This is a genomic window from Streptomyces sp. NRRL WC-3605, assembly GCF_001509795.1.
Taxonomy (GTDB): Bacteria; Actinomycetota; Actinomycetes; order Streptomycetales; family Streptomycetaceae; genus Streptomyces; species Streptomyces viridochromogenes.
Genome location: NZ_LLZN01000081.1, coordinates 1 through 12,904, shown reverse-complemented (window position 1 = coordinate 12,904; position 12,904 = coordinate 1). Strand labels below are relative to the sequence as shown.

Here is a 12,904-nt window from a genome sequence, read left to right as displayed (position 1 = left end):
CGTCACGCTTCGCCCGTCCCCGTGTCCAGCACGTCCGGGACGCCGGCCGGCTGGAGCAGCCAGCCGAAGTCGCCGAGCCCGCCCGTCGCCGTCAGCTCGGCGGCCTCACCGGCGCTCGCGAGGGCGCGCACGTATGCGGCGGGGCGGGTGGGGGCAAGTTCCAGTGAGGGGCGTGCGCCGGTGATGCCGAGGGCGCGCAGTGCCTCGCGCTGGGAGAGCAGTCGGGCGCCGGGCAGCGCGCACGCGTCCAGCGCCACATGGGCGGTGAGATCGCACGAGCCGTCCGGCACGGGGGCCGTCTCCCGCCCGTCCCGGAAGCCCGTGAGCGTGCCGAACGGGGGTCGCGACCGGCGCGTGTGGGCGTAGTCCACGGCGACCGCCAGGCCCCGCTGGAGCGTCCCGGCCACGGCGGCCCACGCCTCGTCCCGGGGCAGCCCGATCTCGGCGCGCAGCCCCTCGCCGCCCTCCTCGGGCAGCGGCCACCAGCGGGCGAGCCACCGCGCCTCGGCGCCGGTCACCGGGTCCCCGAGGCGTTCGGTGCCGTCCCGCCGGACCAGCACCCGGCGCGGCACCCCGGCGGAGTCCACCTCGGCGACCTCCACCGGGACGTTGTCCAGCCACTCGTTGGCGAACAGCAGTCCCGTGACCCGACGCGGGGGCTCGGCCAGCCACGTGATCCGGGGGTCCAGGCCCGGCGGGCGGGCGGCGATCTCCACGGCGTACGCGCGCGTGCGGGCCGCCACCTCGGCGGGGAGCGCGGCCAGCACCCCGGTCACCAGCTCACCCCGGCCCGCCGCCATGTCGACCAGGTCCAGGGCCTCGGGCCGCCCCAGGGCCTCGTCCACCCGGCACAGCAGCCGGGCCACGGCGGCCGCGTAGAGCGGCGACGCGTGCACGGACGTCCGGAAGTGCCCGGCCGGCCCCTCCGGGCGGCGGTAGAAGCCCTCCGGCCCGTACAGGGCGGACTCCGCCGCCGCCCGCCACCCCTGCCATCCGCCTGCCGCCTCTGCCACCGGCCCAGGCTAAAGGCTGTGCGAGCCGGGCGTTCTCGTGCGCACAGGAGAGCGGGCCCTCCACCTTGCGGAGTACGCGCGCGGGGTGCGGATCGGCCCTCCGGTTGACCCTTGCACGCATCTGGGGTCCCTACGCTGGGTTACGTGCAGCGCCTCTATGACTTCCTCCGCAGGCACCCGACCGGGGTCGACACCTTCTGGGCCGTCCTCCTGTTCGGGATCTCCGCGGTGAGTGTGGCCGTCCGGCCGGAGGGCGGGCAGGCGGGCGGACAGGGCACCGGGTCCGAGGCCGTCATCGTCCCCGTCCTCCTGCTGCTGTCGCTGGTGATCGCGCTGCGCCGGCGGATGCCGGAGAAGATGCTGCTGCTGGCCATCGGCGTCGGGCTGCTGCAACTCGTGCTGGACGTGGCGACCACGCCGTCGAACTTCGCCTTCCTGGTGATCACCTACACGGTCGCCGCGACCGGCGTCCGCTGGGCCTCCCGGCTCGCGCTGGGCGCGGGCCTGTGCGCGGCGCCGCTGTCCCAGCTGCGGTGGCCGGAGCAGGAGGCCACCGTCCTGAGCAACATCGCGTTGATCATCTTCCTCACGGTCCCCTTCGCGCTCGCCTGGGTGCTCGGCGACTCCATCCGCACCCGCCGCGCCTACTACGAGCAGCTGGAGGAGCGCGCGACCCGGCTGGAGAAGGAGCGCGAGGCCCAGGCGAAGGTCGCGGTCGCCGCCGAACGCGCCCGTATCGCGCGCGAGCTGCACGACGTCGTCGCGCACAACGTCTCCGTGATGGTGGTGCAGGCCGACGGCGCCGCCTACGTCCTCGACGCCGCCCCCGACCAGGCCAAGAAGGCCCTGGAGACCATCTCCTCCACGGGCCGGCAGGCCCTCGCCGAGATGCGCCGCCTGCTCGGCGTGCTGCGCACCGGCGAGCACCAGGAGACCGGCGAGTACGTCCCGCAGCCCGACGTGGAGCAGATCGACGAGCTCGTCGAGCAGTGCCGCAGCTCCGGGCTCCCCGTCGACTTCAAGGTCGAGGGCACCCCGCGCCCGCTGCCCAGCGGCGTCGAGCTCACGGCGTACCGCATTGTGCAGGAGGCGCTCACCAACACCCGCAAGCACGGCGGGCCCAACGCCGGGGCCAGCGTGCGCCTGGTCTACTTCGACGACGGCCTCGGGCTGCTCGTCGAGGACGACGGCAAGGGCGCCCCGCACGAGCTGTACGAGGACGGCGGCGCCGACGGCCAGGGGCACGGCCTGATCGGCATGCGCGAGCGGGTCGGCATGGTCGGCGGAACCCTGGACGCCGGGCCGCGACCGGGCGGAGGATTCCGCATCAGCGCGCTGCTGCCGCTGAAACCGGCCCACTGACACGGCCCCGGCACACTCGTAGGGACCCGGAGGAACCGGGCCCGAAGGACACGGAAGAGGACCCGATGGCGATCCGCGTGATGCTCGTCGACGACCAGGTGCTGCTGCGCACCGGGTTCCGGATGGTGCTCGCCGCCCAGCCGGACATGGAGGTCGTCGCGGAGGCGGGGGACGGCGTCGAGGCCCTCCAGGTGCTGCGCTCGACCGCCGTCGACGTCGTCCTCATGGACGTCCGCATGCCGAAGCTGGACGGCGTGGAGACCACCCGCCGCATCTGCTCGGAGCCCGAGCCGCCCAAGGTGCTGATCCTGACCACCTTCGACCTCGACGAGTACGCGTTCTCGGGGCTGAAGGCCGGAGCCTCCGGGTTCATGCTGAAGGACGTGCCGCCCGCGGAACTCCTCGGCGCGATCCGCGCGGTGCACAGCGGCGACGCCGTGGTGGCCCCGTCGACGACCCGGCGGCTGCTGGACCGGTTCGCGCCCATGCTGCCCTCCACCGGCGGGGAGCCGAAGCACAAGGAGCTGGAGCGGCTCACCGACCGGGAGCGCGAGGTCATGGTGCTGGTCGCGCAGGGCCTGTCCAACGGCGAGATCGCGGCCCGGCTGGTGCTGTCCGAGGCCACCGTGAAGACCCACGTCGGCCGCATCCTGACCAAGCTCGGCCTGCGCGACCGCGTGCAGGTGGTCGTCCTGGCGTACGAGACGGGTCTCGTACGCGCGGGCGGGCACGGCTGAGCCCGGCCCCACCAGGGACCGCGCATGCTCCTGTGGATCAACGGCCCCTTCGGGGGCGGCAAGACACAGACCGCACACGAGATCCGGCGCCGGCTCCCCGGCAGCGTCGTCTGCGACCCCGAGCACGCCGGGTTCGGCCTGCGGCGCATGCTCCCGCCGGAGCTGCGAGGGGACTTCCAGGATCTGGCCGCCTGGCGGCAGGGTGTCGTCGAGGTCCTCGACCTGGCTCTCACCCGGCACGACGGCGTGGTCATCGCGCCGATGACCGTCACGCACCCGGGCTACTTCGCCGAAACCGTGGGCCGGCTCGGGGAACTGGGCCACGACGTCCGGCACTTCACGCTCCTCGCCGAGCGCGAGACCGTCCTCAGGCGCCTGCGCGAGCGCGGCTTCCGGCATCTGGCGCAGTACGTCGCCGGGAAGGGCGCCGCGCCGCGCCGGGAGAGCTGGGCGGTGTCCCGGCTCGACCACTGCCTGGAGCGGCTGCGCGAGCCGGAGTTCGCCGAGCACCTGTGGACCGACCACACGAGTGTGCCGAGGACGGCGGACCGGATCGCCGTCCTGGCCGGGCTGAGGCTCCGGCCCAACGACGAGGGCGCGGTCCGCACACGGCTGCGGCAGGCCGCGGTCGGGATCCGGCACATCCGCTTCGACTGAGGGCGGCGCGGGTCCCGGACGCCGTCAGCGCAGCAGCGCCTCGAGGAAGTCGCTGCCGAGCCGGGCCACCGCGGTCACGTCCAGCTGGTGGAGGACGTACCGCCCCCGGCGGCGCGTGGTGATCAGGCCCGCCTTCTTGAGGACGCCCAGGTGCCGGGATATCTCCGGGGCGGACATGCCGTGGATCTGGACCAGCTCGCTCGTGGTGTACGTGCTGCGGGCGAGGTTGCGGCACAGCTGCATGCGCACCGGGTGGGACAGCGCGGTCATACGCAGGGTCAGCTGCCCGACCGACGGCGGGGAGGCGATCTCCGGGGAGCCGACCGGGTAGTGCAGGACGGGCTGCCAGCCGTACCGGTGCAGCACCGTGAGATGCGGCCAGCCCAGACTCGTCGGCACGAGCAGCAGACTGCCGTCCTTGATCAGGCTGTGGCCCTGGCGGAGCTTGTCGATGGTGACGCGTCCCGCGCGCTCGTCGAGCGTCACCGCGGCGGAGATCGAGGTCAGCGCCTCGGTCAGCCCCTTGTGCCGCAGGAGGTCGGTCCTGCGGCGGGCGTCGGCGGTCAGCTGGTGGCGCAGGCGGGACCAGGTGTCGGCGAAGAACGCCTCGTCGCAGTCCTCCAGGAACTGCCGCAGCCAGGCCCGGATCAGCACCGGCTCGTCGAGCAGCCGCCTGGTGAACCGCAGCTGCTGCGGCCCCCGCGCGGCGGCCAGCTCCAGGGAGCGGCGGCACAGCTCGGCGTCGGCCAGGACGCTCGGGCTCGGTGTGCCGTAGGGCAGGGCGCAGGTGAACTCCAGGGCCGCGTCCACGAACTGCTCGTCGGAGAGCTTGTCCAGCAGGTCCAGCTCCTCGGCGAGCGTCGCGCCGGGCAGGGCGCCGCCCGGGACGCCCGCGTAGGGCAGGAACAGGTCCGAGAACGTCGTCCGCCACAGGAAGTCGGCCTCGCACATCCGGTCGGCCAGATGCGGGTCGAGCCGGGCCGTCACGCCCGTCACCCAGCCCTGGAGGCCCGGGTGGTGCCCCGGCTCGGACAGCGCGTGCAGCGCCATGCCGAGCTCGGCGAGGGGGGAGGGCACGACGGCGACCCTCTCCGGCCGCAGCCCCGCGATGTCGATGCTCACGCTCATGCCCTCATGGTGCACCCCGCCACCGACAACGCGGCCGCCGATTGACGGCGGCCGTCAATCGACGCGACAGCGGCCCGGACCCGGAGCAGGCTGGGATGTCCGGAGGGGCCGCGGAGCCGCCCGCCGCCCCGCTGACCGGGAGAGGGCGATCGGCCATGAGCAGCATCCAGGACCACCTCCTCGACACGCACCGGGCGCGGTGGCTCGGCGAGGCGGAGCCCCCGGCGCCGGGCAGCCACGACCGGCGGGTGCTGCGCGAGATGCGCGAGCTGCGGGAGTTCCGGGCCGTCCTGGCGGGCCGCCCGGCCCGCGGCCCGGTCCGGCGGGCTCTGGACCGGTGGCGGCACGCCTGAGGGGGTCCTGTCGATCGCACCGGGCACCTGAGCGCTGTCCGTGATCCGCGTCCGCCGGGGATTACGGGACAGCCCTCAGCTGCTGACCTACCGCAACCGTGCCGCGAACCCGGCGACGGCCTCCCGTACGTCGTCGGCCGACCAGTCGAGCCCGGCGGCCTCGACGGCGACCTCGGTGAAGGCCAGTCCGGGGCCGGCAGCCTCCCACGCGCGGGCGAACAGGAGCGTCCCGGTCTCCTCCGCCTGCCGGACCGCGGCCTCCGTGAGCACGTCGGCGCCGTACGGCAGCCACACCTGGAACTGGTGGGTGTGCGGCGGCTCGGGGTGGACCCGCGCCCAGGGCACGCCGGCCGCCGCGAGCCCCTCGCGCAGAGCCGCGGCGACCACGCGCGCGTGGGCGACGTACTCGGGCAGCCTGGGCAGCCGCGTCTCCAGGCCGACCAGTGCCGACAGCGCGGTGGGGAACTGCTGGAAGACCTGGCCGCCATAGCGGTGCCGCCAGGTCTTCGCCTCCTCGATCAAGGTGCCGGGGCCGGCCAGGGCGGCGCCGCCGAAGGCTTCGAGCGACTTGTAGAACGACACGTACACGCTGTCCGCCAGGCCCGCGATCTCGTGGAGCGGGCGGCCGAGCCGGACCGTGGACTCCCACAGCCGGGCGCCGTCGAAATGCACCACTGCGTCCCGTTCGCGCGCCGCCTCCACGACCTCGGTCAGCTCGTCCCAGGTGGGCAGCAGGAACCCGGGCTCCCGCAGGGGCAGTTCGAGCATGAGCGTCCCGAAGGGCTCCGGAAGGTCGCGCACCTCGGCGGCCGTCGGCATCCGGGGCTCGGACGTCACCCGCACCGGACGCAGGCCGCTGACCTGGCTGAGCGCGTCGCGTTCGTGCACCTCGGGGTGGCTCAGCGCGTGCAGGGCGACCGCCGGGTTCCCGGTGCGGCCCGCCCAGCAGCGCAGGGCGATCTGCTGGGCCATGGTGCCGGTCGGGAAGAACGCGGCGGCCTCCATGCCGAGCAGTCCGGCGACCTTGGCCTCCAGCGCCTCGACGACGCGGTTGCCGTAGACGTCGGACGGCTCGTCCAGGTCGTACACGTCCTGGGCCGCGTCCAGCAGGGCCAGGCGTTCCCGGAGGGTCTGCTGGAAACCGTGGCGCGCGAGCACGCGCGATGCGGTGCGCTGGGCCGTGATGCGCCGCTCGCGCAACCGTTCCCGGCGTTCCTCGTCCGACATGTCGTCCTGTGGGCGGCCGCGCCGCGGCTCCGTTTCGCTCATCCGGGGATGATCCCGTACGGCGGTGCGCGCGAGCACCCGGATTAGCGGCACCGGTCGCCTCCCCCACCCGGATCCAGGGGCGTGCGATGGCCCACAGCCTGTGGACGACGGGGCCCCTCCGGAACCAATCGCGTTAACATGACGAGAAATCGTCCGGTACCCCGAGCGGACTGGAACGGAAGGCCACCGTCGAGTGAGTACAAGCCAACAGCCGGATCCCAGGGACCGCCCCGCGCGGCTCACCGTCGGTGTCGTCGGCGCCGGCCGCGTGGGCCCGGCGCTCGCCGCGTCCCTGCAACTGGCCGGCCACCGCCCGGTCGCCGCCTCGGGGGTCTCCGACGCCTCCCGGCGCCGCGCCGAGCACCTGCTGCCCGGGGTGCCGCTGGTGCCGCCCGCCGAGGTCCTGGCCCGCTCCGAGCTCGTGCTGCTGACCGTGCCCGACGACGCGCTGCCCGGCCTGGTCGAGGGGCTCGCCGAGACCGGCGCGGTCCGCCCCGGCCAGCTGCTCGTGCACACCTCCGGGCGGTACGGCGCGAAGGTCCTCGACCCCGCTCTGCGCGCGGGCGCGCTGCCGCTGGCCCTGCACCCGGCGATGACCTTCACCGGCACCCCCGTCGACGTCCAGCGCCTGGCCGGCTGCTCCTTCGGCGTCACCGCCCCGGAGGAGCTGCGGCTGGCCGCCGAGGCCCTCGTCATCGAGATGGGCGGCGAGCCCGAGTGGATCGCCGAGGAGCGGCGCCCGCTCTACCACGCGGCCCTCGCCCTCGGCGCGAACCACCTGGTCACCCTGGTCGCCCAGTCCATGGAGCTGCTCCGCGAGGCGGGCGTGGCCGCCCCCGACCGGATGCTGGGCCCGCTGCTCGGCGCCGCCCTGGACAACGCCCTGCGGTCCGGCGACGCCGCCCTGACCGGCCCCGTCGCGCGGGGCGACGCGGGCACCGTCGCCGCGCACGTCACCGAGCTGCGCCGGCACGCCCCGCAGACCGTCGCCGGCTATCTGGCGATGGCCCGCGCCACCGCCGACCGCGCCCTGGCCCACGGGCTGCTCAAACCGGAGCTCGCCGAGGACCTGCTCGACGTGCTCGCGACCGGGACCGACGGCGCCGAGGGAGAGGCCCGATGACCACCACCCTGCTGCGCACCGCCGCCGAGCTGCACGCGCGCGTGCGTACGGGCCGCCGTGCCGTCGTGATGACGATGGGCGCCCTGCACGAGGGCCACGCGACCCTGATCCGCTCCGCCCGCCGGATCGCCGGCCCGGACGGCGAGGTCGTCGTCACCGTCTTCGTGAACCCCCTCCAGTTCGGCGCGGGCGAGGACCTCGACCGCTACCCGCGCACCCTGGACGCCGACGTCGAGGTCGCCGGGCGGGCGGACGCGGACGTCGTGTTCGCCCCGGCCGTCGACGAGGTCTACCCGGGCGGCGAGCCCCAGGTCCGGGTCACCGCGGGACCCATGGGGGAGCGGCTGGAGGGCGCCTCCCGCCCCGGCCACTTCGACGGCATGCTCACCGTCGTCGCCAAGCTGCTGCACCTGACCCGGCCGGACGTCGCCCTGTACGGGCAGAAGGACGCCCAGCAGCTCGCGCTGATCCGCCGGATGGTCCGCGACCTGAACTTCGCCGTGGAGATCGTCGGCGTCCCGACCGTGCGCGAGGAGGACGGCCTCGCGCTGTCCAGCCGCAACCGCTACCTCTCGCCCAAGGAGCGGCGCACCGCGCTCGCCCTGTCGCAGGCGCTGTTCGCCGGCGCCGACCGGCACGCGGCCCAGGAGGCGCTGCGCGCGCGGGCCCGCGAGGTGCCCGCCACGCGGGCGCGTGCCGAAGCGCTCAGCGCCATCGGCGAGTCCCGCGCCGCGGCCGACGCGCACGCCGTCGCCAAGGCCACCCCCGGCTCCGCAGCGGCCGTCCGCGCCGCCGCCCGTTTGGTCCTGGACGAGGCCGCCCGGCTCACGCCGCCGCTCGAACTGGACTATCTCGCCCTCGTCGACCCGTCCGACTTCACCGAGATCGGGGACGACTTCACCGGCGAGGCCGTCCTCGCCGTCGCCGCCCGGGTCGGCGCGACCCGGTTGATCGACAACATCACCCTCACCTTCGGAGCCGCCTCGTGACCAGCACAGGCATACGACTGCACGCGCCCGCGCCAGGATGGGCCATCTCCGCGGACGTCGTGGTCGTCGGCTCCGGCGTGGCGGGCCTGACGGCCGCCCTGCGCTGCGAGGCGGCCGGCCTCGCCACCGTCGTCGTCACCAAGGCACGCCTGGACGACGGCTCGACGCGCTGGGCCCAGGGCGGCATCGCCGCCGCGCTCGGCGAGGGCGACACCCCCGAGCAGCACCTGGACGACACCCTGGTGGCCGGCGCCGGGCTGTGCGACGAGGAGGCCGTGCGCATCCTCGTCACCGAGGGACCCGACGCCGTCCGCCGGCTGATCGAGACCGGCGCCCACTTCGACGAGTCCTCCGAGGGCGAGCTGGAGCTCACCCGCGAGGGCGGCCACCACCGCCGCCGCATCGCCCACGCGGGCGGTGACGCGACCGGCGCGGAGATCTCCCGCGCCCTGGTCGAGGCCGTCCGCGCGCGTGGCCTGCGCACCGTCGAGAACGCGCTGGTGCTCGACCTCCTCACCGACGCCGAGGGCCGTACCGCCGGCGTCACCCTGCACGTCATGGGCGAGGGCCAGCACGACGGCGTGGGCGCGGTGCACGCGCCCGCCGTGGTCCTGGCGACCGGCGGCATGGGCCAGGTCTTCTCGGCGACGACGAACCCGTCCGTGTCCACCGGCGACGGCGTGGCCCTGGCGCTGCGCGCGGGCGCCGAGGTCAGCGACCTGGAGTTCGTGCAGTTCCACCCGACCGTCCTCTTCCTCGGACCGGAGGCGGAGGGCCAGCAGCCGCTGGTCTCCGAGGCGGTCCGCGGTGAGGGCGCCCACCTGGTCGACGCCGACGGCGTGCGGTTCATGGTCGGGCAGCACGAACTGGCGGAGCTCGCGCCCCGGGACATCGTCGCCAAGGGCATCACGCGGCGGATGCAGGAGCAGGGCGCGGAGCACATGTTCCTGGACGCCCGGCACTTCGGCGCCGAGATGTGGGAGCACCGCTTCCCGACGATCCTGGCCGCCTGCCGCGCGCACGGCATCGACCCCGTCACCGCGCCCATCCCGGTCGCCCCGGCCGCCCACTACGCCTCGGGCGGCGTGCGCACCGACCCCCGGGGCCGTACGACGGTCCCCGGCCTGTACGCGTGCGGCGAGGTGGCCTGCACCGGCGTGCACGGCGCCAACCGCCTCGCCTCGAACTCGCTCCTCGAAGGGCTCGTCTACGCCGAGCGGATCGCCGCCGACATCGCCGGGGCCCGCGCCGCCGACGGCCTCCCCGCGCGCGTGCCGCAGCCCGTGCCGTACCCGGGGACGCCCGAGCATCCCCTGCTCGCGCCCGAGGCCCGCTTCGCGATCCAGCGGATCATGACCGACGGCGCCGGCGTGCTGCGCTCCGAGGCGTCCCTCACCGAGGCCGCCGAGCGGATCGAGCGGCTGCGCGCCGAGGCCCGCGACGCCCTCCTGGAGAACGGCAAGACCGCCGAGCCCGGCGTCGACACCTGGGAGGCCACGAATCTGCTGTGCGTGGCGCGCGCCCTGGTGGCCGCCGCCCGGATGCGCCAGGAGACCCGGGGCTGCCACTGGCGCGAGGACCGGCCCGACCGCGACGACACGGCCTGGCGGCGCCACATCGTCGTACGCCTGAACCCCGACCGCACACTGGCCGTGCACACCACCGACACCGCAGACCTCCCCCCGACCCGGCCCCAGGAGCAGTGACAGCAGTGACCACCCCCGACCTTCCCCTCGCCTCGAACGGCGGCTGCGGCGACGACTGCGCCTGCGGCGCCGGCGAGGAGTACCTGGAGTGCGGGCTCGACCCCGCGCTCGCCCAGCTCCTCGCCGACGCGGGTCTCGACCCCGTCGAGGTCGAGGACATCGCCAACGTGGCCCTCCAGGAGGACCTCGCCGGCGGCGTGGACGTGACGACGGTCGCGACCATCCCCGAGGACGCCGTCGCCACCGCCGACTTCGCCGCCCGCGAGGACGGCGTCGTGGCCGGCCTCAGGGTCGCCGAGGCGGTCCTCTCGATCGTCTGCGAGGACGAGTTCGAGGTCGAGCGGCACGTCGAGGACGGCGACCGGATCACGGCAGGGCAGAAGCTCCTGTCCGTGACCACCCGCACCCGCGACCTGCTGACCGCCGAGCGCAGCGCGCTGAACATCCTGTGCCGCCTGTCGGGCATCGCGACGGCCACGCGCGCGTGGGCGGACGCCCTGGACGGCACCAGGGCCCAGGTCCGCGACACCCGCAAGACGACGCCGGGCCTGCGCGCGCTGGAGAAGTACGCGGTGCGCTGCGGCGGCGGCGTCAACCACCGCATGTCCCTGTCGGACGCGGCCCTGGTCAAGGACAACCACGTCGTCGCGGCGGGCGGGGTGGCGCAGGCCTTCAAGGCGGTCCGCGAGGCCTTCCCCGAGGTGCCGATCGAGGTCGAGGTCGACACCCTGCACCAGCTCCGCGAGGTCGTGGACGCCGGAGCCGACCTGATCCTGCTGGACAACTTCACGCCGGGCGAGTGCGAGGAGGCCGTCGCGCTGGTCGACGGCCGCGCCGCCCTGGAGGCGTCCGGCCGGCTGACCCTGGACAACGCCGCGGCGTACGCGAACACCGGCGTTGACTACCTCGCGGTCGGCGCCCTCACCCACTCCTCGCCGATCCTGGACATCGGCCTGGACCTGCGCGCGGCGGAGTAGGTACCGGCATGCTGCTCACGATCGACGTAGGCAACACCCACACCGTCCTCGGCCTCTTCGACGGCGAGGACATCGTCGAGCACTGGCGCATCTCCACGGACGCGCGCCGCACCGCCGACGAGCTCGCGGTCCTCCTGCAGGGCCTGATGGGCATGCACCCGCTCCTCGGTGACGAACTGGGCGACGGGATCGACGGCATCGCCATCTGCGCGACCGTCCCGTCGGTCCTGCACGAGCTGCGCGAGGTGACCCGCCGCTACTACGGCGACGTCCCCGCCGTCCTCGTCGAGCCGGGTGTGAAGACCGGCGTGCCGATCCAGTTCGACAACCCCAAGGAGGTCGGCGCCGACCGCATCATCAACGCGGTCGCGGCGAACGAGCTGTACGGCGGCCCGGCGATCGTCGTCGACTTCGGCACGGCGACCACGTTCGACGCGGTCTCCGCGCGCGGGGAGTACGTCGGCGGCGTGATCGCGCCCGGTATCGAGATCTCGGTGGAGGCGCTCGGGGTCAAGGCCGCGCAGCTGCGGAAGATCGAGGTGGCCCGCCCCCGGACCGTGATCGGCAAGAACACGGTCGCGGCGATGCAGTCGGGCATCGTCTACGGCTTCGCGGGCCAGGTCGACGGGGTCGTCACCCGGATGGCGCGCGAGCTCGCGGACGACCCCGACGACGTGACGGTGATCGCCACGGGCGGGCTGGCGCCGACGGTGCTCGGGGAGAGCACCGTCATCGACGAGCACGAGCCGTGGCTGACCCTGATCGGGCTCCGCCTGGTCTACGAGCGCAACGTCGCCCGGAGCTGACGCCGCCACCAGGGCCGGTCCGCCGTATCGGCCCTGGTGAGCCCGGTCGTCCCGGTGCACCTCCAGCCGGGTGTCTCCCCGGCGACACCCATTCCCCTATGCCGGGATTGTCCGATTAGCGCGTATCGTCGCGGGCATGCCCACGCCCTACGGATCCCTCGGCGGCATGGCCTTCGGTGCGGAGGAGCTGCGTGTGCTCCGCCGCGCCCTCGCCCTCGCCCTCCACGCCGGCCCCGCCTCGGCCGAAGACGTCCAGGACTGTCTCCACCTCGCCGGGTCGCTCGACGAGGCGATCCGCGAGGGCGCACGGCAGCGCGCCTTCCTGCTGGACGACCTCGCCCGCTACCGCGCCGCCCTGCCCGGCAGCGCGACGGGCTACCTCGCCCTCCTGGCGGAGGCCCTGGACGCCGGGCACCGGCCCACCGCCGACGACCTCGCCGCTCTCGGGGCCCTGCGCGGCAACAGCGTCGCGGCCGCCCTGCTGGACCGCTGCCGCCCCCGGACCGCGATGGACGTGGTGGCCCTCCCGGCGCCTCCCGCCGCCGCTCCGGTCGCCTCGGTCAGGCCGCTCATCCCGGCGTCCCGTGCACGCCTCCAGGCCCTTCCCGGGGGCCTCCAGGACGCGACCGTCACCCTGCCCGCCCAGGCCGCCGGGGACGAGCCCGCGAAGCCGGCCCGCAAGCGGCCCGCGGACAAGCCGGCCGCCCCGGCTCCCTCGCCCGGCCGGGAGCCCGCGGCCCCGAAGCCGGGCCGCCCCATCCCCACCCCCGGCGAGGTCTTCCCC

13 protein-coding genes are annotated in these 12,904 nt (G+C 74.8%); 10 read left to right on the top strand and 3 right to left on the bottom strand.

Annotation, left to right across the window (positions count from 1 at the left end; translation table 11 throughout):
• Positions 1-2 precede the first annotated feature (2 nt).
• Complete coding sequence (locus ADL34_RS27275; protein ID WP_062673185.1) at positions 3-1,013, bottom strand: SAM-dependent methyltransferase; 1,011 nt, start codon at positions 1,011-1,013, stop codon at positions 3-5.
• 144 nt (positions 1,014-1,157) lie between these two features.
• On the opposite strand from ADL34_RS27275, the gene ADL34_RS27270 reads away from it, so the two are divergent.
• The 3 genes from ADL34_RS27270 to ADL34_RS27260 all read left to right on the top strand — a co-directional run bounded on the left by ADL34_RS27270 (position 1,158) and on the right by ADL34_RS27260 (position 3,769).
• Positions 1,158-2,375 (top strand): sensor histidine kinase, encoded by a 1,218-nt coding sequence (locus ADL34_RS27270; RefSeq protein ID WP_062673187.1) that lies wholly within the window; start codon positions 1,158-1,160, stop codon positions 2,373-2,375.
• 65 nt (positions 2,376-2,440) lie between these two features.
• Positions 2,441-3,112, top strand: coding sequence for a response regulator transcription factor (locus tag ADL34_RS27265; protein ID WP_062673189.1), 672 nt, complete (start codon positions 2,441-2,443; stop codon positions 3,110-3,112).
• 24 nt (positions 3,113-3,136) lie between these two features.
• On the top strand, positions 3,137-3,769 hold the full coding sequence (locus tag ADL34_RS27260; RefSeq protein ID WP_062673192.1) for an AAA family ATPase: 633 nt from the start codon (positions 3,137-3,139) through the stop codon (positions 3,767-3,769).
• Positions 3,770-3,793: 24 nt separating this feature from the next.
• Here the strand turns inward: ADL34_RS27260 and ADL34_RS27255 are convergent, their stop codons facing one another.
• Positions 3,794-4,897, bottom strand: a complete 1,104-nt coding sequence (locus ADL34_RS27255; RefSeq protein WP_062673193.1) for a DUF5937 family protein — start codon at positions 4,895-4,897, stop codon at positions 3,794-3,796.
• A 155-nt stretch (positions 4,898-5,052) separates the two neighbouring features.
• On the opposite strand from ADL34_RS27255, the gene ADL34_RS35850 reads away from it, so the two are divergent.
• Complete coding sequence (locus ADL34_RS35850) at positions 5,053-5,250, top strand: hypothetical protein (protein WP_062673195.1); 198 nt, start codon at positions 5,053-5,055, stop codon at positions 5,248-5,250.
• An 87-nt stretch (positions 5,251-5,337) separates the two neighbouring features.
• Here ADL34_RS35850 and ADL34_RS27245 read toward each other — a convergent pair whose 3' ends face one another.
• Positions 5,338-6,519 (bottom strand): threonine aldolase family protein, encoded by a 1,182-nt coding sequence (locus ADL34_RS27245; RefSeq protein WP_062673197.1) that lies wholly within the window; start codon positions 6,517-6,519, stop codon positions 5,338-5,340.
• 193 nt (positions 6,520-6,712) lie between these two features.
• Between ADL34_RS27245 and ADL34_RS27240 the strand changes: the two genes are divergently transcribed.
• The 6 genes from ADL34_RS27240 to ADL34_RS27215 all read left to right on the top strand — a co-directional run.
• Positions 6,713-7,642 carry a Rossmann-like and DUF2520 domain-containing protein gene (locus ADL34_RS27240; RefSeq protein WP_062673199.1) on the top strand — a complete coding sequence of 310 codons (930 nt, stop codon included), beginning with the start codon at positions 6,713-6,715 and terminating at the stop codon, positions 7,640-7,642.
• Positions 7,639-8,631, top strand: a complete 993-nt coding sequence (gene panC, locus ADL34_RS27235; protein WP_062673201.1) for a pantoate--beta-alanine ligase — start codon at positions 7,639-7,641, stop codon at positions 8,629-8,631. Before ADL34_RS27240 ends, panC begins: the two co-directional genes overlap by 4 nt.
• Positions 8,628-10,337, top strand: coding sequence for an L-aspartate oxidase (locus tag ADL34_RS27230; RefSeq protein ID WP_062673203.1), 1,710 nt, complete (start codon positions 8,628-8,630; stop codon positions 10,335-10,337). The genes panC and ADL34_RS27230 overlap by 4 nt, the downstream gene beginning before the upstream one ends.
• 5 nt (positions 10,338-10,342) lie before the next feature.
• On the top strand, positions 10,343-11,314 hold the full coding sequence (gene nadC, locus ADL34_RS27225) for a carboxylating nicotinate-nucleotide diphosphorylase (protein WP_062673205.1): 972 nt from the start codon (positions 10,343-10,345) through the stop codon (positions 11,312-11,314).
• An 8-nt stretch (positions 11,315-11,322) separates the two neighbouring features.
• Complete coding sequence (locus tag ADL34_RS27220; protein WP_055624689.1) at positions 11,323-12,120, top strand: type III pantothenate kinase; 798 nt, start codon at positions 11,323-11,325, stop codon at positions 12,118-12,120.
• Between the two features lie 136 nt (positions 12,121-12,256).
• Positions 12,257-12,904: hypothetical protein (locus ADL34_RS27215; protein WP_063892368.1), on the top strand; the 648-nt coding region annotated here is incomplete at its 3' end.